General features: G+C 61.4%; 21 protein-coding genes. 12 read left to right on the forward strand and 9 right to left on the reverse strand.

All coding sequences use genetic code 11. From position 1 onward, the window contains the following. Position 1: 1 nt before the first annotated feature. The 7 genes from HDE75_RS17490 to HDE75_RS17520 form a co-directional block, all read right to left on the reverse strand. Entirely contained in the window at positions 2-292 is a 291-nt protein-coding gene (locus tag HDE75_RS17490) for a BufA1 family periplasmic bufferin-type metallophore (RefSeq protein WP_183678544.1), read from the reverse strand. A gap of 234 nt (positions 293-526) precedes the next feature. Further along, on the reverse strand, positions 527-727 hold the full coding sequence (locus HDE75_RS17495) for a YjfB family protein (protein WP_183678546.1): 201 nt from the start codon (positions 725-727) through the stop codon (positions 527-529). Positions 728-785: 58 nt separating this feature from the next. After that, positions 786-1,322: a molybdopterin-guanine dinucleotide biosynthesis protein B gene (mobB, locus tag HDE75_RS17500; RefSeq protein WP_183678548.1), complete on the reverse strand. Its 537-nt coding sequence runs from the start codon at positions 1,320-1,322 to the stop codon at positions 786-788. Between the two features lie 63 nt (positions 1,323-1,385). Next, positions 1,386-2,813: an alkaline phosphatase family protein gene (locus HDE75_RS17505; RefSeq protein ID WP_183678550.1), complete on the reverse strand. Its 1,428-nt coding sequence runs from the start codon at positions 2,811-2,813 to the stop codon at positions 1,386-1,388. 141 nt (positions 2,814-2,954) lie between these two features. Further along, positions 2,955-3,605: a general secretion pathway protein GspB gene (locus HDE75_RS17510; protein WP_183678552.1), complete on the reverse strand. Its 651-nt coding sequence runs from the start codon at positions 3,603-3,605 to the stop codon at positions 2,955-2,957. Position 3,606: 1 nt separating this feature from the next. Next, positions 3,607-5,226 (reverse strand): ExeA family protein, encoded by a 1,620-nt coding sequence (locus tag HDE75_RS17515; RefSeq protein WP_183678554.1) that lies wholly within the window; start codon positions 5,224-5,226, stop codon positions 3,607-3,609. A 77-nt stretch (positions 5,227-5,303) separates the two neighbouring features. Then, a complete protein-coding gene (locus HDE75_RS17520; protein WP_183678556.1) occupies positions 5,304-5,795 on the reverse strand; it encodes a hypothetical protein in 492 nt (163 codons plus the stop codon). A gap of 434 nt (positions 5,796-6,229) precedes the next feature. Here HDE75_RS17520 and HDE75_RS17525 point away from each other — a divergent pair, with 434 nt between their 5' ends. Beyond that, entirely contained in the window at positions 6,230-6,439 is a 210-nt protein-coding gene (locus HDE75_RS17525; RefSeq protein WP_183678558.1) for a PEP-CTERM sorting domain-containing protein, read from the forward strand. A gap of 71 nt (positions 6,440-6,510) precedes the next feature. Here HDE75_RS17525 and HDE75_RS17530 read toward each other — a convergent pair whose 3' ends face one another. Then, positions 6,511-6,795 (reverse strand): hypothetical protein, encoded by a 285-nt coding sequence (locus HDE75_RS17530; protein ID WP_183678560.1) that lies wholly within the window; start codon positions 6,793-6,795, stop codon positions 6,511-6,513. A gap of 350 nt (positions 6,796-7,145) precedes the next feature. Here HDE75_RS17530 and HDE75_RS17535 point away from each other — a divergent pair, with 350 nt between their 5' ends. From HDE75_RS17535 to HDE75_RS17585, 11 genes are all read left to right on the forward strand, one after another. Then, a complete protein-coding gene (locus tag HDE75_RS17535) occupies positions 7,146-8,027 on the forward strand; it encodes a glucosamine kinase nucleotide-binding domain-containing protein (protein ID WP_183678562.1) in 882 nt (293 codons plus the stop codon). Continuing rightward, positions 8,021-8,755: a GntR family transcriptional regulator gene (locus HDE75_RS17540; protein WP_183678564.1), complete on the forward strand. Its 735-nt coding sequence runs from the start codon at positions 8,021-8,023 to the stop codon at positions 8,753-8,755. Before HDE75_RS17535 ends, HDE75_RS17540 begins: the two co-directional genes overlap by 7 nt. Continuing rightward, a complete protein-coding gene (gene nagA, locus HDE75_RS17545; RefSeq protein ID WP_183678566.1) occupies positions 8,752-9,870 on the forward strand; it encodes an N-acetylglucosamine-6-phosphate deacetylase in 1,119 nt (372 codons plus the stop codon). Before HDE75_RS17540 ends, nagA begins: the two co-directional genes overlap by 4 nt. Continuing rightward, the gene (locus HDE75_RS17550) at positions 9,860-10,873 is read left to right on the forward strand and encodes an SIS domain-containing protein (RefSeq protein ID WP_183678783.1); all 1,014 of its coding nucleotides are present in this window, start codon (positions 9,860-9,862) and stop codon (positions 10,871-10,873) included. Before nagA ends, HDE75_RS17550 begins: the two co-directional genes overlap by 11 nt. Before the next feature lie 129 nt (positions 10,874-11,002). Further along, positions 11,003-12,262, forward strand: coding sequence for an ABC transporter substrate-binding protein (locus tag HDE75_RS17555; protein WP_260174168.1), 1,260 nt, complete (start codon positions 11,003-11,005; stop codon positions 12,260-12,262). A gap of 11 nt (positions 12,263-12,273) precedes the next feature. Next, a complete protein-coding gene (locus HDE75_RS17560) occupies positions 12,274-13,143 on the forward strand; it encodes a carbohydrate ABC transporter permease (protein ID WP_183678568.1) in 870 nt (289 codons plus the stop codon). 13 nt (positions 13,144-13,156) lie between these two features. Further along, complete coding sequence (locus HDE75_RS17565) at positions 13,157-13,993, forward strand: carbohydrate ABC transporter permease (RefSeq protein ID WP_183678570.1); 837 nt, start codon at positions 13,157-13,159, stop codon at positions 13,991-13,993. 38 nt (positions 13,994-14,031) lie between these two features. Further along, positions 14,032-15,366 carry an MFS transporter gene (locus HDE75_RS17570; RefSeq protein WP_183678572.1) on the forward strand — a complete coding sequence of 445 codons (1,335 nt, stop codon included), beginning with the start codon at positions 14,032-14,034 and terminating at the stop codon, positions 15,364-15,366. A 24-nt stretch (positions 15,367-15,390) separates the two neighbouring features. Then, positions 15,391-16,500, forward strand: coding sequence for an ABC transporter ATP-binding protein (locus tag HDE75_RS17575; protein ID WP_183678574.1), 1,110 nt, complete (start codon positions 15,391-15,393; stop codon positions 16,498-16,500). Positions 16,501-16,674: 174 nt separating this feature from the next. Next, on the forward strand, positions 16,675-17,991 hold the full coding sequence (locus HDE75_RS17580; RefSeq protein ID WP_183678576.1) for a tetratricopeptide repeat protein: 1,317 nt from the start codon (positions 16,675-16,677) through the stop codon (positions 17,989-17,991). Between the two features lie 118 nt (positions 17,992-18,109). After that, entirely contained in the window at positions 18,110-19,306 is a 1,197-nt protein-coding gene (locus tag HDE75_RS17585; RefSeq protein ID WP_183678578.1) for a DUF5009 domain-containing protein, read from the forward strand. 3 nt (positions 19,307-19,309) lie between these two features. On the opposite strand, the gene HDE75_RS17590 is transcribed toward HDE75_RS17585, so the two are convergent. After that, positions 19,310-20,440: an acyltransferase family protein gene (locus HDE75_RS17590; RefSeq protein WP_183678580.1), complete on the reverse strand. Its 1,131-nt coding sequence runs from the start codon at positions 20,438-20,440 to the stop codon at positions 19,310-19,312. Positions 20,441-20,491 lie beyond the last annotated feature (51 nt).

A 20,491-nucleotide genomic window follows, 5' to 3' on the forward strand; every position in this document is an offset into this window, starting at 1 on the left:
ATTACTGGGCCTTTTTAGCAGCCTTGGCCGGCTTCAGGGAACCGCCAGCCTGGGTGCACGTGCCCTTGGCAACATAGGCCCATTCGCCAGGCAAGTTATCTTGTGTCGCCTGCCCGGCGCAGGAATGGGCGCCGTCGGCCGAGGCACAGTCATTCAGTCCCGCTTTGGCGACGCCGTAGCATTTTTCCTTGTCGCCAGTAGTGGCGGGCGCATCGTGCGCCGCTGCGCTGACGGTGCTGGCGGCGCACAGGCCTGCGAGAGCAGCGGCGACGAAAGCTTGACGTTTGTTCATGGTGATCCTCGTGCAAATGGTAAGTGATGAGTTCAGGAGCTTGCGCCGCGGCACTGCCCTGCAACTGGCGGCACAGTGATTCTACTGAATTGGCGGCACTATGGCGAACATTCCGTTTTTATGGCCAAAGGAAGAGCAGGTAAAAAAAACAAAAAGCCCACAACACCGTTAATAACGGTGGTGTGGGCAGCTTGAATCTCGTCAGGCGCTGGAAAGCCGCGCCTGATGACGCGCTCAGGCGGTCGTGTTGATACGGTTACCCAGGTGAGCAGGCAGGTTTGGCGCCGCAGGCACAGGTGGCAAAGCGGCCAGCAAGGCGGTCGCCGTTGAGCTCTGCACTTCCTGCGCTTTTTTCAATACGGACAAGCCGACAGCTTGCCGCGTCCCTGTCTCCGCCATCGTGGTTGACAGTTGAGCAATGCTTCCAACGTCCATAGCGTTCTCCAGTGAAGGTCTACCCCTGTTAACGGGTGCTGCTGGCAATACTTTAGTCTTATTTTGCCAGCCTGTCTTTATGCCACTGCAGCAGCCAGGCCAGCACATCTTCGCAGGCATTCAAATCCAGCCAGACCAGGCCCTCGCGCAAGCCGTCTGGCGCAGGGCTGTCCGACGCTACCGCGATTACATGCAAATCATGTGGATACAGCGGCATTTGCCCTACTTCGGCACGAAATACTTCCAGCTTCGGGATGGGATCTTGCTTGAAGCCTTCCACCAGGGTCAGGTCCGCCGGCCCCATGCGGGCCAACTGCTGGGCCAGGGTCGGCTCGGGCGCACCACGCAGTTCATGTACGATGGCATAACGATACGGCGAAGCCACCAGTACCTCGGCCGCGCCAGCCAGGCGCAAACGGGCGCTATCCTTCTGTGGCGGCTCCAGTGACAGGTCATGGTGGCTGTGCTTGACCAGGTTGACGCGCAAGCCGCGCGCCGCCAGCTGCTGCACCACATATTCCAGCAACGTGGTCTTGCCGCTGCCGGAACGGCCTATCACGCCCAGTACCGGATGAGCGGGCATGGATATTTGCATTATTGTCGTCCTCTTTGCTCAGTGACTGTTGCGTATTATACGCAGCCCACCTGGCGCTCTACCTCATCCTTGCCCCTCCCCGTCTGCAGCAGCCAGCATGCCCAAAGACGCCGGCGCCCTCTCATCAAGCAGCCCTTTCCTTTTACGCCGCCGGCCCAGCGACTGCGGCGTGCTCTTGCCGCCGCTATTGCCACTTCTTGCGCTTTTAACATTGGCCGCCAGCGCATTCCTGGCGCCCCGGGCCAATTGCCGGTGGGCCGCGATCGCCCCCGCCTCGGCATCGGACATGGCAGGCGCGGACGATGCAGCCACGCTCACGGGCGCAAAATCGGCGGCGCGCAAATCAGCCTCCCAGACAGCGCGCTGCGCCTGAACACTGTCGGGCACGACAGGCGCTGGCCGTGGCTGCGCCAGCAGCAATGCCGCCTCCAGGCTACCGGCCGCCGCCACGCGCGCGCCCATGGCAGGCAAGGCGCCGCCATCGCCGTGGCAAAAACGCTGCAAGATGGTTTTGATGATGGAGGTATGGTCCAGCACCTCATGACAGACGCTGGCGGGAGCCACCAGTGGCGACACCAGCAGGGCCGGCACGCGCACACCGTACTGGCGAAATGCAGGATCATCATCCTCGGCTGCACCAGGAACCACGTGATCGAACAGGCCGCCGTGTTCGTCGTAGCAAATGATGAGCAGCGTGCGCGGCCAGCCCGCCCCCTGAGACAGCGCCTGGTACACCTGCGCCACCAGCGCCTGGCCGGCGCGGATATCGGCTGGCGGATGGTCGTCATTGGCAAAGAAATGGGGATCGATCCAGCTAACCGAGGGCAAGGCGCCCGCCAGCGCATCACCGATAAAACCGTAGCGGCGCTGGCGCGAACCGAACGGCTCATAACATTCGGATGAGCGGTAATGGTCGTCCGTCAAGGCCAGGCTCCACGGTTTCCAGGCAGAATAAAATTTCCAGCTGACCAGGGAACGTTCCAGCTGGCGTACAAACGATTTGTTGCCATACAGCGGTACACGCCGGCTATCCTTGCTGCCAGCCGCCCTGCCGCTAAGCGCATACAGGCGGTTCGGCCAGGTTGCGCCCGGCACTGAGCTGTACCAGCGGTCACAGACGCAGAATTGCTGTGCCAGGAAGTCGTACGTGGGCAAATCGGCGGCGTTGTAATAGCCCATCACCAGACCGGGGTCAGGGTCGCCCGGATGGGTTTGCGCGTAATCGTCGACAAACCCGCCATTCCTGTTTTGCAGCTGCACCGCCACCGAGGCGCCCGTATGCGATGGGTCTTGCTCAGGGCCAAATGCCGTGCGCTGCAAATGATGGATGGGATAACTCACGCCGGCATGCGTGTTGGCGTGTCCGACGCGCAAGCCATCAATATCGCTACGCCCGCCCTCCAGGCTCAAATAGCCCAGCATATGGTCAAAGGAACGGTTTTCCATCATCAGCACGACGATATGGTCGATCTGCGCCAGATTGCTCGCCATTATTGAACTCCCAAGCCCAGAACTTCCGGCCTGCCTGCGCCCGAGGCGCACAGCGGCGCCAACAGAAGTTCGACCCAGGCTCGGCTGCCGGGTTCCCCTGGCCTTAGCCTGGCTTGATATGCAACAACGTCCGGCCTGGCATCAGTACGGCATCTTGTAGCGATAGCCCTTGAAGTTGAAGATGGCCGCCTTCGGCTGCAGTTTTTCCAGCACCAGTCCAGGCGCCAGCTCCTCGCCTTCATGGCGTAGCACCTTGTCGATCAGCAGCAGACGGTCTTCCGGATTCTTCGAGTAAATATAACCGCCCAGGACTATCGGTGGAATTTGCTGCCGTATCGGTTCGGGCAAGTCGCGCAAGCCGGGTATCACTTCTTCCGCTGGCACGCTGGCTGGCGCCGCCGCTTCAACCCTGGCGACGGGCTGAGGCTGGGGCTGGGGTTGCGGTTTGGATTCAGGCACGGGCGCCATCTTGACGGGTGCAGGCGCCAATGTTGGCGCTGGCGTTGCCGCCACCGTCGCGGGGGCGGAGGGAGCGGCAGGCAAAGGTAGCGGCACAGGCGCGGCAGCCACCGGGGCTGGCGCAGCAATCTTCTGCTGCCAAGGCTGCCACCACAGCAATGCCGCCAGCACGGCCAGGCTGGCGGCGCCCAGCCCCAGCCACACTGGCAAGCGGCTATTGCCAGCCACGCCGTGCACATGGTGCAAGGGAAACTGGGGCGCGTGGATGGATGGCAACTCGCCCAATTGACGCTCGGCCTGCGATTTTTTCAGTGCTTCCAGAATATACGACATCTTATTTCCCCGCGACCATGGCCGCTGTGGCTGCTGTAGCTGCCGTCGCATCCGACAGGCGCGGCTCTGTATTGTTGTCGCCCAGCTGCATCAGGCGCATGAAAGTCTTCGGTCCCGCCAGGCCATCGGCCTTCAGTTGCTGTTCTTGCTGGAAGCCGCGCAGCAGCTTTTGCATCGCATCGTCCAGCGGCAAGTTGTCGGCCGGCGGTGGCAAGCCATGCAATTGCGCCAGGCGGCGCGCCAGCCAGTCCACATCGGGGCCACGCGCGCCGACGGGCACTTCATCGCGCCAGCCGCGCGGCGCGCGCCAGAACGTGACGAAACTGCCATCGCTACGCTGTGCCAGTTCTGCCAGCGGCAAGGTTTGATGTTTGCCATCGACCAGCACACTGGCTTGCTCGCCATGCACACCTGTCAGCAAAAGCAGTTGCTCCGCGCCGCCATCGCCGGACAAGGTCAGCATGGCCGGCCGGTCCAGCACGCGCAGCTCGGCGATACCGCCGCGGCTTTGCAGGCAGCGCAAGCCGGCGCGGGCGCCCGCCTGGCAGGCATCGCCCACTGGCAGTTGCTCGCCCCACAAGCTGGCCAGCTGGCGCAAGACGGCGTCGCGGTCGGGCGCAGCCACTTTGGCGGCCGGCGCGACAGCAGGCGCTGGCTTAACCGCAGCCACCGGCGCCGCCGCATGCAACGGTGCGGAGACTGGCGCGGGCACAAAATGCCAGGCCAGTGCCGCCGTCACCACGGCGCCGGCCAGCACGCCCGCCGCCACTTGCGGCCAGCGCCAGGCCTGCACGGACGATTTACTTCCCTCTTCCGCAAACACTTCCTGCGCCGCCCGGCGCAAGATCTTGCGCGTCACTTGCCGCTGGTTTTCCACATAGGCACCCAGCAATGCACGGTCGCACAGCAAGTTGATGCGGCGCGGCACACCATGGCTCAGGGCATGGATTTGCGCCATCAGGCTGGCAGAGAATGGCTGCTGCGCCGTACTGCCTGCCACTGCCAGCCGGTGGTGGATGTAGCTGGCCGTCTCATCGGCCGACAGGGACCCCAGGTGATAGCGCGCAATCACGCGCTGCGCCAGCTGCTCCAGTTCCGGCCTGGCCAGCATGGCGCGCAATTCAGGCTGGCCGATCAAAATGATTTGCAGCAGCTTGCGCTCGCTCGTTTCCAGATTCGTCAGCAAACGCAACTGCTCCAGCACCGCAGCCGACAGGTTTTGCGCTTCGTCAATGATCAGCACATTGTTCTTGCCCTGTGCGTGGCTGGCCAGCAAATGCGTGTTGATCGCGTCGACATAACCTTTCACGCTGGCCACGCCGGGCGCCAGGCTGATTCGGAATTCCTCGCAGATCGAGTGCAGCAATTCCTCGACCGACAGCTTGGGATTGAAGATATAGGCCAGCTGGCAATTCTCGGGTATCTGCTCCATGAAACAGCGGCACACGGTAGTCTTGCCAGCGCCGATTTCCCCTGTCAGCAAGACAAAACCGCCGCCGCTGCCCACGCCATACAGCAAATGGGCCAGCGCTTCGCGGTGGCGTTCGCTCATGAACAGATAGCGGGGATCGGGGGCGATCGAAAACGGCGATTGTTTGAGCTGAAAATAATGCGTGTACATGAAGACCCTGCAGATGGAGTATCAGGTGGCGCAGTCAGGCGCCGAGTTAACAGACAAAATACAGACAAGCTGCACACTCAGCGGGTATGCTTGGGCGGCAATGGCTTGTATCTTGCGCAATAGACTTTTGCCTTGCGACCAAAGTAGACGATTTTACTGCCAGGCACGGATGTGCGGACAGGAAATGCGGAATTATCGGCCTTGCGGAAACTCATCCCAGACGCGGTGCGGATGGCCGGTTCGAGTTTTTCCGGCGTGCTATCGACCACCACGCCCATGAACACCAGGGGGCTGGTATCGTCGCTGACGATCACCTCATTAACGGGTGCGCCCCACAGGGTGGCGTCGGTACGGAACCAGTAAGCGCCGCCTTCATGCTTGTAGGCCGGGCCGAAGGCAGTCAGCAGATACGCATAAAAAGCCTTGTTGTCGAGATGATCGATACACAGCACCGCATTGCCCACCACCTGGCCGAAGGTGGACGGCGGCGCCTTCTTCTGCGCCATGACGTTGACGGCCGGCAACAGAGCCATGGCGGCCATCAACATAAAACGCGTCAGATGGGGCATGCGCATACGATCCACGCCAGCGCCTATCGCTTGCGCTCTTCCTTCTTGATCTTCTTGGCTTCCTTTTTTTCCTTCATGGATTTCGCCGGCTCTTTCTTGCTTTCCTTCTTGCTGTCCTGTGCCTTACTCATCATCTGCTCCATGCGCCCGGGCGGGGATGCCCTGCCCATTATGACACCGCGCAAGTAAAATGCCACGTCATTTCCCGGCCACTTCCTTGTGCATCCCTCGACGCCCAAACGCGATGCAAGCAAAAAAGCATTTCAAATTTATATTTATTGTGTTTAAATACAAGGAATGTATAAAAAGATATGAACCCATCATGTGCGGGCGCAAACCCGTCGTCGTGGACAAGACTACACGCTGGAGACAGGACATGGACCGACATTGTTTCGGCCATGCGTATTCAGATTGCAGCCTCGGACGGACACACCATGATGAAAAAGTTGATCTTGCTCGCCTCAGCCCTGACCCTGTCGGCCAGCAGCAATCTCGCTGGCGCCGATTCCACGCGGCATCACCTCGGCCAGCTGCCTTTATTGCAACCTTACGAACCGAGTACCCCGGCGCTGCTGCTGATCGCCATTGGCCTGCTGCTCTTGCGCATGCGTAATTCCAACAACGATACCTTCGTCGGCCAATAGCTTGCACACGTGCAAACGGCCGCGCAAGGCGGCCGTTCTGCTTACTGCTGACTACCTGCTCCCGCACTACCTCAGTGCAGGCACAGGCGCCGGCGCGTCTTCTCGAGCAGCGCCGTATCGTAGGGATACAGGCACTCGGTAAACAACATTTCCGTTTCTGCCTCGTCTTCCAGGCACATCGCCAGCATGGTCGGACCATCGTCCAGGCGGCCGAGGAATTCCTTCGGCCAGCGGTTCTTGCGATGGGCGCGCATCACTTCCATGCCCAGTGCCGCCAACGGCGCTGGCACGCCGGCGGCCAGCGCCTCGCTTTGCCACTCGTCCCAATACTCGCTTTTTGCTGCCTTGTCGTTCATCTGCTGTCTTCCAACTGAGGTCTAAAAGGCGGACTGTACTCCTGATGACCGGCCTTGCCAAGCATGCTTCCACGCAAACCTCAAGCCCCAGTGGTCATATCGCCACAAAAAATTGGCATTGAACAAGGCCAATTTCAATACCATTCTCAACATTAAAAAACTCTTTAATAACAATAACTTGCAACAACAAATTCAATCATGCACGCAAACTTGTTGATCAGTTAGTCAATACCACTTAAATACCTGTTGACAAGCCACCGGGCCGACAATATAGTGCCTTCAGCTTTTTCCCGCCCTGCAAATAAAAGTCCGGGAACAGGCGCAACCAACCATAGCCGGACTGCATACACATGATCGAATACATAATCGGCGTCGACGGAGGGGGCAGCGGAACCCGCGTACGCCTGGCGCGCCCTGATGGACAAGAACTGGGGCAGGGACAAAGCGGGCCTTCCGGCCTGGTGCACGGCATCGACCGCGCCTGGACTTCGGTGGCGCACGCCGTCACCCTGGCCTTCCGCGCGGCCGACCTGGCGCAGCCGCCCTTGCAGCAGATGGCCATCGGCCTGGGCCTGGCCGGCGTGCACAACAAACAGTGGGCTGCCAGCTTCATCGAACACAATCCCGGCTACGCCCACGTGGCGCTGGAGTCCGACGCGCTGACCACCCTGCTGGGCGCCCACAGCGGCAAACCGGGCGCCATCGTTGCCATCGGCACCGGCAGCGTGGGCGAAGTGCTGTATGCGGACGGTAGCCGCCATGAAGTCGGTGGCTGGGGCTACCCGTCCGGCGACGAAGCCGGTGGCGCCTGGATCGGCATGCGCGCCATGGGCCATGCGCAGCAAGTGGTCGATGGCCGCGTACCTGGCAGCGCGTTCGCCACCGCCATCATCGACGCGTGCGGCGGCCACCGCGACGCCATGCAAGCCTGGCTGGCCAGCGCCTCGCAGACCACCTTCGCGCAACTGGCGCGGCTGGTACTGGAACATGCACCCAACAACGCCGTGGCGCGCGCCATCCTGGTCGAAGCAGGCCAGCAAGTCGCGCTGATCGCCGGGGCACTCGATCCGAACGCCAGCTTGCCGGTCGCCCTGTGCGGCGGCCTGGCGGCGCCCTTGTCGGCCTACCTGCCGGCTGAACTGCTGCAACGCGTCGTGCCGGCCCAGGGCGACTCGGCGGCAGGCGGCCTGCGCCTGATACGCAACCATCTGCGGGAAACAGCGCCATGCTAGCCAAACTCTCGAGCTTCAAACCCAATCCCGCCAGCGACACGCCGCTCTACATGCAGCTGGCAAACATGCTGTCGGACGGCATCGCCAGCGGCGACTGGCGCGCCAACCAGGCCCTGCCCTCCGAACGCGTGCTGTCGGACCTGCTGGAAATTTCACGGGTCACGGCGCGCAAGGCGATCGACATGCTGTGCGACCGCGGCATGCTGACCCGCAAGCGCGGCTCGGGCACCTATATCACGCCCAAGCTGGAACAGCCGCTGTCGCGCCTGACCAGCTTTTCGGAAGAACTGCGCCAGCGCGGCTTCAAGGCCGGCTCGCGCTGGCTGCAACGCGATATCGGCGCGGCCGCGCCGCTGGAACTGCTGTCGCTGGGCCTGTCGCCGCATATGCCGGTGGCGCGCCTGCGCCGCTTGCGCACGGCCGACGAAGTGGTGATGGCGATTGAAACGACCACCATCCCGGCGCTGTACATGCCGGACCCGCAGCAGGTGAGCGATTCGCTGTACGGCTATCTGGAGTCGCGCGGCACCATCCCGATGCGCGCGCTGCAGCATATCCGCGCCGTCAACGCCACGGCGGAACAGGCCAAGCTGGCCAATATCAAGACGGGGGAAGCCATGCTGCACATCACCCGTGTCAGTTATCTCGACAACGGCGCGGCAGTGGAACTGACCCACTCGTATTGCCGCAGTGATTATTATGAATTCGTAGCGGAGTCGCGCAGATGAGCGATGTATTGAATATCCAAGGCAATATCCTGACACCAGGCGGCTGGATCCACGGCGCCATCGAATTCGATGAGCGCGTCAAGGCGATCAAAGGCGACTCGGTCCACCCATCCCAGAACGGCGACGATTACATCATCCCGGGCTTTATCGACCTGCACGTGCACGGCGGCGCCGGCAAGGACATCATGGAAGGCGGCGAAGCGGTCTACACGATTGCCGCCATCCATGCGCGCCACGGCACCACCAGCCTGCTGGCCACCACCATGACGGCGCCGCCGGAAGATATCGACGCGGCCCTGACGGCGATCGGCATCGCGGCCAGGAACCGCCGGCCGAACACGGCGCGCGTGCTGGGCGCCCATCTGGAAGGCCCATACATCAATTCCGGCAAGCTCGGTGCGCAACCCAACTATGCACGCGCCGCCTCGCTGGCGGAAATCGACCGCCTGCAAACCCTGGCCAAGCTGCGCGTGATCACGGTGGCGCCGGAAATCGCCGGCCACCTCGAGCTGGTGCGCGCTCTGGCCGACGCCGGCGTGCGCGTGCAGATCGGCCATTCGCTCGGTTCCTACGAAGATGGCGTAGCTGCGCTGGAACACGGCGCGGTCGGCTTTACGCACCTGTTCAACGCCATGAGCGGCCTGCATCACCGCGAGCCGGGCATGGTCGGCGCCGCGCTGGCGCACGCCGAATACGCTGAACTGATCCCCGACCTGCTGCACGTGCATCCGGGCGCCATCAAGGTGGCCCTGCGCGCCATCCCGCGGCTGTACTGCGTTACCGATTCAACCGCCGCCACCGGCATGCCGGACGGCGAATACATGCTGGGCCGCCACGCCGTGCAGAAATGCATGGGTGGCGTGCGCCTGCCCGATGGCACCCTGGCGGGCAGCACCCTGACCCTGGACCAGGCGCTGCGCAACCTGGTAGGGCTGGGACTGGACCTGGCCGATGCGTCGCGGCGCGTATCGACCAATGCTGCCGATTATCTGGGCCTCGAAGAACGCGGCCGGCTGGCCCCCGGCACTTACGCCGATCTGGTGGTACTGGATCGCGATCTCAAACTCAAAGCTGTGTATATAGAAGGAGAAATCTGTGACCTCAATGATGCTTAAAGAAGCCGTTTCCGCCGCCGAATGCGTCGCCCTGCAACTGGCCAACGACTCGGAACGCTACGCGGAACTGGGCCGCAAATTGAGGAGCACCGCTTTCTCGACCGCGCTGACCATCGCGCGCGGCAGTTCCGACCACGCCTGCAATTATGTCGCCTACCTGATCATGGCGCGCCTGGGCCGCGTGGTGGCGTCGCTGCCGATGTCGCTGGTGACCCTGAACAAATCGCCGCTGCTGACGCGCGATACCCTGGCCATCTCGATTTCGCAATCAGGCCAGAGCCCTGACGTAGTCGAACCGATCCGCTACTTCCGCGACGGCGGCGCCACCACCGTGGCCCTGGTCAACGACATCGAATCGCCACTGGCGCACGCCGCCGAATGGGCCATGCCGCTGCGCGCAGGTAAAGAACAAAGCGTGGCCGCCACCAAGAGCTTCATCACCAGCCTGGTGGCCGGCGCGCGCCTGGTAGCGCACTGGCAGAATGATCCTGAACTGCTGGCTGGCCTGGAAGCACTACCGGAAGCACTGCAAGAAGCTGCCCGCATCGACTGGTCGCCAGCGATCGAGGTACTGGCGCCTGCCCGCAACATCATGGTGGTCGGCCGTGGCATCAGCTTCCCGGTAGCGCTGGAATCGGCCCTGAAGTTCAAGGAAACCTCGGCCCTGCAGGCAGAGGCTTTCAGCGGCGCCGAAATCAAGCATGGCCCGATGGCCCTGATCGAAGATGGCTACCCGCTGCTGATTTTTGCAACCCGCGGCGCGACCCAGGCCAGCCTGCTGCAACTGGCTACCGAAATGCGCGGACGTGGCGCCAAGGTCTTGCTGGCCGCCCCGGCCGATGTGGCCGAGCGCGACCTGACCTTGCCAGTGACGGCCACGCCTGATCTCGACCCTATCGCCGCGATCCAGTCTTTCTACGTGATGGCAGCCCAGTTGTCGGCAGCGCGTGGCATGAATCCGGATACGCCGCGTCACCTGAACAAAGTGACAAAGACCAATTAAAAGCAGCACCCGGCAGCGCTACCCTCGGCACGGGGTAGCGCTGCCGCCACCCACGATAAACGACGGCAAGGGCATGTACCCGCGCTGCGGATTCATAGACACATGGCGCTGCACGGCGCCAGGACAAGAATGATGATCAAGAGACTGCTGGCAGCCGTTGCCACCGTGGCCCTGTTGGCGCCGCAGGCCTACGCCGCCCAAAAAATCGAATTCTGGACCTTCAGCATGAAGCCCAAGTTCACGCCGTATTTCAATGCGGTGGTGGCCAGCTATGAGGCGCAGAATCCCGACGTCAAGATCGAGTGGATCGACTTCCCCTGGGATGTGATACAGACCAAACTGGTCACGCGCATCGTGGCGCGCACACCGCCCGCGCTGGTCAGCCTGAACGTGCCCTGGGCCGATGAATATGCGCGCGACGGCTTGCTCACGCCAGTCGATGCGCTGCTCGGCGAGGCACGCAGCAACTACCTGCCCAGCGCCCTGGCCGACCTGACTTTCAAGGGCCGCACCTATGGCTTCCCGATGTACAGCAATGTCGCGGTGATCGCCTTTAATACCGCCATTTTCAAGCAGGCCGGCCTCACGCGCGGCCCGGCCAGCCTCGATGAACAGCTGGCGTTTGCGCGGCAAATTGCGCAGCGCACGGGCAAAGCCGGCATCGCGCCGGCGCTGTCGAAAATCGATGGCCTGTTCATGCAGCAGGGCTTATCCGTCATCGTCAACAACCAGGCCGTCTTCAATTCGCCGCAGCATGTGGCGCTGGTACAGAAACTGGCCGACACCTACAAGGTGGGCGGCTTATTGAAAGAAAGCCTGTTCGCCGAAGATAACTTCCCGGCCGTGATCGACGCCTACAAGGGCGGCCGCCTGGGCATGCTGCTGGCGCCGCCGACGGCCATGCAGCGCATCCGCAGCGACGCCAAAGATATCTATGCCATCACCGACGTCGCGCCAGCGCCGCTGGGCCCGACCAGCATCGCCGATGGCGGCTGGCTGGTGCACTTCGCGATTCCAAAGGGCGTATCGCCAGGCTTGCTGCCAGCGGTGGGCAAGTTCGCCCGCTTCCTCACCAACGACGACAACCAGTTGGCTTTCGCGCGCCAGGCCAGCGTCTTCCCGACCACCATCAAGGCGGCGGCCGATCCGTTCTTTTTATCGACGCCAAAGAACGCAGGCGCGGCTGAAAAAGCCGTCGCAGCCGGCGCGATGTCGATGAACCACTCGCGTACCCTGTACGTGGCCGGCATCGACGATTACGATGAATTGCGCCGCTCGCTGGTGAAAGCCGTCGAAGCAGGCGTGACGGGCAAGCAGGATGTGAAGCAGGCGCTGGACCAGGCCGTGGCCATCTGGAACAAGAAGCTGGCCACCCTGGCGCCGCACTGAGAAGGAAGCACATGAAACCCGTTCACCGCCGCACCTTGCAAGCCTGGCTATTTCTGACCCCTGCCCTGCTGCTGCTCGCCGCCTTTTCCTTCTGGCCTGTCGGCTACGGTTCGGTGCTGGCGTTTACCGATTACAGCCTGATACGCGAGACGCGCTTCGTCGGCCTCGATAACTTCCGCTACATCTTCAATAACGAGATGTTCGTCTCGGGCCTGAAAAATTCGCTGCTATTCCTGCTGATGGTGCCCTTCGTGCAGATAGGCGCGATCTCGCTGGCGGTGCTGGTGAATAACCGCCTGCCCGGCATCCGCCTGTTTCGCGCTGCCTTTTATGTACCGGTGGTGACCACCGTGTCGGTGGTTGGCATCATGTGGGGCTTCATGTTCCACGAACAGGGCGCCTTGAACTACGTGATGATGACTTTGAAGCTGGTCAATGCGCCGGTGGGCTGGCTGTCGAACGATAGCCTGGCCCTGTTTGCCGTGATGTTCGTCACCCTGTGGCGCGGCCTGGGCTGGTATATGGTGATGTACCTGGCGGCCCTGCAGGCGATCCCGTCGGATATGCAGGAAGCGGCCATGCTCGATGGCGCCAACCGCTGGCAGCGCTTCTGGAAAATCACCGTGCCGATGCTGCGCCCGACCATCATGCTGTGCTCCATTTTGTCGGTGCTGGCAGCCTTGAAGGCTTACCAGGAAGTCGACGTGCTGACGCAGGGCGGGCCGATGAACTCCACCTTCACGGCGCTGTACTACGCCTACGACCAGGGCTTGAAACACTTAAAACTGCCGCGCGCGCTGGCCGCCAGCTTTGTCGTCTCGCTGTTCTGCATCGGCATCGCGCTGCTCTGCCTGCGTTATCTGAAACCGAAACACCGCTGATAAGGGAATGACCATGAAAATCCGTTCCCGCCCTCTGAAGACGCGCTTACAAGTGCTAGCCCACTATGGCCTACTGTGCGCGATCGCCGTGATCTGCGTATTCCCCTTCTGGTGGACCCTGGTGACCGCCATTTCCACGGAAGGCAATATATTCGCGTTTCCGCCCACCTTCTGGCCGAAAGCGCCGTCGCTGGAAAATTTTGTGGAAGTGTTCAACGCGATTCCCATCTGGTCCTTCTTCAAGAACTCGGTGCTGATCGCCGTGTTCACGGTCTTCTGGAAATTGCTGTTGTGTTCACTGGCCGCGTATCCGCTGGCGCGCCTGAAATTTCGCGGCCGCAAACTGGTGTTTGGCCTGATCCTGGCGACCCTGGTGCTGCCGTCGGAAGTGAACTTCCTGGTCAACTTCATCACCATCACGCAAATGAGCCTGGTCGATACCTACACGGGCGTAATCCTGCCCAACGTGGTGACGGCGGTGGCCATTTTGCTGCTCAAGCAGGCCTTCGAGGAAGTGCCGCAAGACCTGATCGATGCAGCGCGCGTCGATGGCGCCTCCGAGTGGGTGATTTTCAGCCGCATCATGCTGCCGCTGATTACGCCATGGCTGGCGACAGTCGGCATTTTGACAGCGGTCGAATCGTGGAATGAATACATCTGGCCATCGATCGTGATGAGCAAACCCGATGAATTCCCGCTGTCGGTCGGCGTGCTGTATTTGCGCGGCACCTTTGGCAGCAGCACGCGCGTGGTGGCGGCCGGCACCCTGATCACCATCGTGCCGACCCTGCTGGCCTTTTTGTTCACGCAGCGCTTCTTCATGCGCGGCATGGATGGCGCGGTCAAGTAAGCACATTAATTCACCCACTGGATGCACGGAGACCTTGAATGACAGAGTTAAGTAAAAACGGTAAAAGCGTCCGCAGCCCGATCACCTGGGTTCCCACGCTGTACTTCGCCCAGGGCTTGCCGTTTTATGCGGTGGCGCTGGTGGCCGGTCTGATGTTCAAGAGCCTGGGTGTGCCGAACGACCAGATCGCCCGCTGGACGGCGATGATCGGTTTTGCCTGGGTCTTCAAGCCGCTGTGGAGTCCCTTTCTCGAACTGGCGCCCAGTAAAAAAACCATGGTGGTGCTGTTCCAGTTCCTCGGTGGCCTGAGCCTGGGCATGATCGCGCTGGCGCTGCAAACGCCGCTGTGGTTTGCTGCCTGCATCGCCGTGCTGGCCGTGGCTGCACTGGCCGCATCGACGCACGACATCGTCTGCGACGGCCTGTATATCGCCAGCCTGTCGAACAAGCAGCAAGCGGCTTACGCAGGCTGGCAAGGCGCCTTCTTCAACGCGGGCAAGTTCATCTCGCTGGGCGGCCTGGTGATCCTGGCCGGCTACCTGGAGAAAAATATCGGCGTCAAGTCCGCCTGGTCGGTGATCTTCCTGATCATCGGCGCCATCATGGTGTCGCTGGCCGCCTATCACATCTGGTCGCTGCCGCAAGTGCGCAATACCGCCGTGAAGGACAAGAGCATCGCCGGCATCAGCCGCACCCTGTGGGAAGTGCTGGTGGACTTCCTGAAAAAGCCTGGCATCTGGGGCATGATCGCCTTCATCATCCTGTTCCGCGCCGGCGAAGCGCAGGTGCAGACCATCGGCCCGCTGTTCCTGCGCGAAGCGCGCGAACTGGGCGGCCTGGGCCTGTCGACAGTGGAAGTGGGCGCCGTGTATGGCACGGCTGGCACGGTAGCGTTTTTGCTGGGCAGCATAGGCGGTGGCTACTTCACTTCATGGCTGGGCCTGAAACGCGCCATGTTCTTCCTGATCCTGGCCATGAACTTGCCGAACCTGGTGTTTTACTACCTGAGCCACAGCCTGCCGAGCGACCTGACCCTGATCACGGCTGCCCTGAGCGTGGAAATGTTTGGCTACGGTTTTGGTTTCGTCGGCCTGATCCTGTTCATGATGCAGGTGGTCTCGGTGGGCAAATACCAGACCGCCCACTATGCGTTTGCCACCGGCGTGATGCAGCTGGGCTTCGTGCTGTTCAAGATGATCAGCGGCGATATCCAGATGGCGCTGGGCTACAAGAATTTCTTCCTGTGGGTGCTGGTATCGGCCATTCCCGTACTGGTGCTGTCGCGCTTCATGCGCGTGGGACCAAAAGAGAGCGCCGACAAGCCGGAACTCGGCAAATCCGAGTCCCCACCAGCGGCAGCCAGCGCAAATTAAGAGTCAACCGGAGTCACGACGTACATGGCACAAATCGTTTTAAACAATATCGTCAAGCTGTATGACGACAAGCACCCGGTCATCCACGGCATCGACCTCGACATCCGCGACGGCGAATTCGTGGTCTTTGTCGGCCCGTCCGGCTGCGGCAAGTCGACCCTGCTGCGCATGATCGCCGGCCTGGAAGACATCAGCGGCGGCGAGCTGCACATCGGCGGCAAGCTGGCCAACGATATCGCGCCGGCCGAGCGCGGCCTGGCGATGGTCTTCCAGAGCTACGCCCTGTATCCGCACATGACCGTGTTCGAGAACATGGCGTTTGCCTTGAACCTGGCGGGCCACAAGAAGGCCGAGGTGCGGGCCGCCGTGGAACGGGCCGCCGACATACTGCAGATTACGCCGCTGCTCAAACGCAAGCCGAAAGACCTGTCGGGCGGCCAGCGCCAGCGGGTGGCCATCGGCCGCGCCATCGTGCGCAAGCCACAAGTGTTTTTGTTCGACGAGCCGCTGTCGAACCTGGATGCCTCGCTGCGCGTGCAGATGCGCGTGGAAATCTCGCGCCTGCATCAGGAATTGAAGACCACCATGATCTACGTCACGCACGACCAGGTCGAAGCGATGACCCTGGGCGAGCGCATCGTGGTGTTCAACGGCGGGCGCATCGAACAGGTGGGCAGCCCACATGAGCTGTATAACAATCCGGGCAATCTGTTCGTGGCCGGCTTCCTCGGTGCGCCGAAGATGAACTTCATTCCCTGCACCGCGATGCAAGGCGAGGCTGGCAAGGTCAGCGTGCGCCTGCCCGGCGGCGCCGTCATCGATGTCGCCGCCAATGGCAGCACCATAGCAAGCGGCGACAGCCTGACCCTGGGCGTGCGCGCCGAACACCTGGGCCTGCGCAGCGCGGCAGATACCCAGGATAACCTGGTCGACGCCAGGGTCAGCCATGTTGAATACCTGGGCGACGTCGCCATCGTCTACGCCAGCATGGAGGGCGTGCCCGAGATGCTGGCCGTAAAACAGCCAGCCGAGGAAGAGTTGCTGCAAGCGGGCAACGCCATGCGGCTGTCTCTGCCACCTCAGCGCTGTTTGCTGTTTGATGCTGCAGGGAAAGCGCTACCGCGTACAGTTTAGCGCCCTGCCGCGGCCGTTTATGTGACAATAGCCGCTGTTTACCATGCTGGCGCCCTTTGACTTGTGCGCCCAGAATGGCAGAATACATGTTTTTCAAGCTAGCCTGGCCCCTTGCGTTGCCACTACGGCAACCAGTGCCGGTGCATACTTTTGTTATTGATTGAAGGATTGACCATGTCCCAATTCCGCCTTGCCCGTCTTAGCCTGCTCCTGGCCGCCATCGGCCTGAACATGCTGCCCGCCCTGTCGCACGCGCAGGATGCGCAACCTGCCGCGCCTGCCGCAGGCGCACCGGCTGCCGCTCCTGCCGACACGGTGCGTCCTGAAGTCTTCAAGCTGCTCGATCCAGCGCAGGTGAAGGCATCGATGGATGCCAAGAACTATGCCGACGTACAAAGCCGCATCGACCAGGTCGCCGCCATCCCGGCCTTGACGCCGTATGAGCTGTTCGTGCTGAACCGCCTGCGCGTAGCGCTCGCATCGACCACCAACAATGCGCCGATGGCCATGACGGCACTGGAAGCGGTGATTGAATCTGGCAAGCTCGACAAGAAAGCCCAGGGCGACTTCATCCAGGCACTGGCGAACTACCACTACAACGCCAAGGATTACACCAACGCCATCAAATGGTTCACCCGCTACCAGACCGAGACTGGCGACGTGGCCAGCGTGCGCCCGTACATCATCCGCGCTTACTACTTCAACAATGATTTTGCGCGTGCGAAACAGGAATTGCTGAGCGACATCACGGCCAAGCAACAGGCAGGCCAGACGCCAACCATCGAAGAACTGCAATTGCTGGCCAATACTGGCTCGAAGAGCAAGGACCAGGCGACCTACCTGATCGCCATGGAAAACCTGGTGCGCTACTACCCGTCGGACGATTACTGGAGCGACCTGCTGGGCCGCCTGCAAGGCAAGGCTGGCTACTCGGACCGGTTCGCGCTTGACGTGCTGCGCCTGCAAAACCAGGCCGTGAAAACCATGTCGCCGGAAGACTATAGCGACATGGGCGAAATCGCCCTGCAAAACGCCTTCCCGACCGAAGCGAAAAAAGTGCTGGATGCCGGCTTTGCCAAGGGCGTGCTGGGTACCGGCGCCAATGCAGCCAAGCACAAGAAACTGCGCGACCAGGCCAACAAGGCTGCCGCCGACGACGTGAAAAACATCGCCACCGGCGAAGCCTCCGCCTTGAAGAGCAAGGACGGTACAGGCTTGATCAACCTCGGTTACGCCTATATCACGATGGACCAGTTCGACAAAGGTATCGACCTGATCCAGAAAGGCATCGCCAAGGGCGGCCTGAAACGTCCTGAAGACGCCAAACTGCGTCTGGGTTATTCCTACGCCATGGCCGGCAAGAAAGATGAAGCCATCAAGGAGCTGGAAACGATCAAGGGTACTGACGGCGTCAGCGACCTGGCCCGCTACTGGATTTTTTGGCTGAACCGTCCGGTGGCGGCAGCGGCAGCGCCTGCAGCAGCACAATAAGTCTTGCAAGCTTAAGTCCCCAAGCGGCTCCCGGCATGTACCGGAGCCGCTTTTTTTTGCGCCGATATTTATCTTTTTTATAATTTTAAAAAATTCAAAACAGGAGATGATCATCACCATGCCGTCCACTACCGCCACGAGCACACAAGAACGCCTGATCAGCCTGGATGCCTTTCGTGGCTTCGTGATCCTGGCGATGATCTGGGTCAACTACCTGGGCGGCATGCCGAACATCCCCTACTGGCTGGAACATGCTGGGCCGCGCGCCGACGGCATCACCCTGCCCGACCTGGTGTTTCCCGGCTTTTTGTTCATGGTGGGCATGGCCATTCCACTGGCCCTGCAGCGTCACTGCGGCCATGTCACGCCTGCCCTGCTGGGACGGCTGCTCTGGCGTTCAGCCAGCCTGATGCTCGCTGGCGTGATGCTGGTCAATGCCTACCGCTACGATGCAGCAGCCGCCCTGCTGCCGCGCGCGCCGTATTACCTGTTGTTTTACGTGGCGATGATCTTGCTGTGGCGCCAGGGTGCGGGACGCCGGGAATTGCTTGCCGGCGGCGCGCTGATGCTGTTCTTGCTGGCCAGTTTCCGCGGCCAGCTCAATGAAGAATTTTCCAGCACCTGGCTGCAACCGAGTTGGTGGGGCATCCTCGGCATGATAGGCTGGTCCTATCTGCTGTGCAGCCTGATCTACCTGGCTTGCAACGGCAACGGCACGGCACTGATGGGGGCGTTTGCCGGCTTGATCGTGCTGTATATGGGCGGCACGGCAGGCAGCCTGGACTTCTTGCCAGCTGGCATCAACAAGCTGGTGAACGTGCCGCAACTGCTCGGCTCAACGGCTGCCAATGTGATGGCCGGTACGCTGGTGGGGCGCTTGTTCCTGCGCGATGCCGCGCTCAGCAACCGTCAGCGCATCGTCTTCATGGCCTGGTTTGCCGCCGGCCTGTTTACCGCCGGCCTGCTGCTGCGGCCGTATCATCAGATTAACAAGATTTTCGCTACCGAATCGTACACCTTGGTGTGCAGCGGCATCGTGCTGGCCATGTTCCTGCTGTTTTACATCGTGATCGATATCTGGCGCTGGCGCGCCTGGGCAGCCCTGCTGCTGCCGGCCGGCGCCAATGCCCTGTTTGCCTACATCGCGCCCGACCTGTGGGAACAATTGGCAGCCGTGCTGCACCTGCCCCGCTTCTGGTGGCCCTGGTGGGAAACGGGCGGCGCCGCCGGCCTATTGAACGCGGCCGTCGTCACCGCCCTGATGCTGCTGCTGACCTTGCTGGCCAGCCGCTACCATCTCAAGCTGAAGTTTTAGTGCTTATACCTTGATATAGATCTTGCGCTTGTCCATGCCGTAGGCGATCAGCCAGCACAGCAGCATAAAGCTGGTCGCAAACAGCAGGGACGCCAGATGCGGCGGCGCCCAGCCCACGAACACGGTGCGGTACAGCCAGTCGTAACCGTTCAGGGGGCCAACGCGCACCGTAAACGAGATGATCACCAGCAGCATGGACAGCAAGTAGATGAACAGGGTGTTCTTGCCAAACACTTCGAAGAAGTAAGTCCAGCCGGTGATACGGCGCACATCGATGATGAACATCAACGCGGCCAGCAGCAGCACATCGAGGCCGATGCCCAGCATCACGTAAGAGCTGGTCCACAGCTTTTTATTGATGGGGAAGACCGTATTCCAGCACAGGGCCACGGCCACGCACATGACGCCCGCCACGGCCAGCAGGTACAGGCTGCGGCGCAGTTGCGCCGGCGCCGTCTGGCGTAAAAAGCTGCCCGCCAGATAGCCGGCGATCACATTGACGATCGACGGCAAGATACCCAGTATGCCTTCCGGATCAAAGGCCATGCCCTCGCCATGGTACAAATGGCCCTCGCCCAGCAAGAATAAATCCAGCCTGGACGCCGCATTGCCCTGCAGCGTGTAGTCGCCCCAGTGCGCGAGGATGGCCCAGTAGCCCAGCAAGGCCACGGCGGAAAACAGTAGCGCGCCACGGATCTTCCAGTAATGCAGGATCAAGGCGGCAGCCAGGTAACACACGGCGATGCGCTGCAGCACGCCGGGGATGCGTACCTGCGACAGCGGTGTCCAGGCAAACTGGCCCGCAGCATCAATCTTAAAGAATGGAAACCAGTACAGGAAAAAGCCCAGCAAGAAGATCAGCGCGCTGCGCCTGAACAGCTTGGCCAGCACCGCGCCATGGCCCAGGTTTTCATATTTACCCAGCGCAAATGCCATGGCATTGCCAACCACAAACAGAAAGCTGGGAAAGACCAGGTCGGTCAAGGTAAAACCGTGCCAGTCGGAATGCAGGAACGGCGCATACACGGTCGCCCAATCGCCCGGTGTGTTGACGACAATCATCAGCGCAACGGTCAGGCCGCGCAAGACATCGAGTGCGAGATAGCGTTGAGAGCTCGGCGTTAAAGTTGTCATGATTCAGCAATGTAAAGAGAAAAACCGGCTCCCGCTTGTGGCAGGGAGCCG

Origin of the sequence: Janthinobacterium silvisoli (genome assembly GCF_014200725.1) — a bacterium.
Taxonomy (GTDB): domain Bacteria; phylum Pseudomonadota; class Gammaproteobacteria; order Burkholderiales; family Burkholderiaceae_D; genus Janthinobacterium.

Coding starts and splice junctions, on each gene's coding strand:
- HDE75_RS17490 (WP_183678544.1), bottom strand. CDS start 292: ATGAACAAACGTCAAGCTTTCGTCGCCGCTGCTCTCGCAGGCCTGTGC.
- HDE75_RS17495 (WP_183678546.1), bottom strand. CDS start 727: ATGGACGTTGGAAGCATTGCTCAACTGTCAACCACGATGGCGGAGACA.
- mobB (WP_183678548.1), bottom strand. CDS start 1,322: ATGCAAATATCCATGCCCGCTCATCCGGTACTGGGCGTGATAGGCCGT.
- HDE75_RS17505 (WP_183678550.1), bottom strand. CDS start 2,813: ATGGCGAGCAATCTGGCGCAGATCGACCATATCGTCGTGCTGATGATG.
- HDE75_RS17510 (WP_183678552.1), bottom strand. CDS start 3,605: ATGTCGTATATTCTGGAAGCACTGAAAAAATCGCAGGCCGAGCGTCAA.
- HDE75_RS17515 (WP_183678554.1), bottom strand. CDS start 5,226: ATGTACACGCATTATTTTCAGCTCAAACAATCGCCGTTTTCGATCGCC.
- HDE75_RS17520 (WP_183678556.1), bottom strand. CDS start 5,795: ATGCCCCATCTGACGCGTTTTATGTTGATGGCCGCCATGGCTCTGTTG.
- HDE75_RS17525 (WP_183678558.1), top strand. CDS start 6,230: ATGATGAAAAAGTTGATCTTGCTCGCCTCAGCCCTGACCCTGTCGGCC.
- HDE75_RS17530 (WP_183678560.1), bottom strand. CDS start 6,795: ATGAACGACAAGGCAGCAAAAAGCGAGTATTGGGACGAGTGGCAAAGC.
- HDE75_RS17535 (WP_183678562.1), top strand. CDS start 7,146: ATGATCGAATACATAATCGGCGTCGACGGAGGGGGCAGCGGAACCCGC.
- HDE75_RS17540 (WP_183678564.1), top strand. CDS start 8,021: ATGCTAGCCAAACTCTCGAGCTTCAAACCCAATCCCGCCAGCGACACG.
- nagA (WP_183678566.1), top strand. CDS start 8,752: ATGAGCGATGTATTGAATATCCAAGGCAATATCCTGACACCAGGCGGC.
- HDE75_RS17550 (WP_183678783.1), top strand. CDS start 9,860: ATGATGCTTAAAGAAGCCGTTTCCGCCGCCGAATGCGTCGCCCTGCAA.
- HDE75_RS17555 (WP_260174168.1), top strand. CDS start 11,003: ATGATGATCAAGAGACTGCTGGCAGCCGTTGCCACCGTGGCCCTGTTG.
- HDE75_RS17560 (WP_183678568.1), top strand. CDS start 12,274: ATGAAACCCGTTCACCGCCGCACCTTGCAAGCCTGGCTATTTCTGACC.
- HDE75_RS17565 (WP_183678570.1), top strand. CDS start 13,157: ATGAAAATCCGTTCCCGCCCTCTGAAGACGCGCTTACAAGTGCTAGCC.
- HDE75_RS17570 (WP_183678572.1), top strand. CDS start 14,032: ATGACAGAGTTAAGTAAAAACGGTAAAAGCGTCCGCAGCCCGATCACC.
- HDE75_RS17575 (WP_183678574.1), top strand. CDS start 15,391: ATGGCACAAATCGTTTTAAACAATATCGTCAAGCTGTATGACGACAAG.
- HDE75_RS17580 (WP_183678576.1), top strand. CDS start 16,675: ATGTCCCAATTCCGCCTTGCCCGTCTTAGCCTGCTCCTGGCCGCCATC.
- HDE75_RS17585 (WP_183678578.1), top strand. CDS start 18,110: ATGCCGTCCACTACCGCCACGAGCACACAAGAACGCCTGATCAGCCTG.
- HDE75_RS17590 (WP_183678580.1), bottom strand. CDS start 20,440: ATGACAACTTTAACGCCGAGCTCTCAACGCTATCTCGCACTCGATGTC.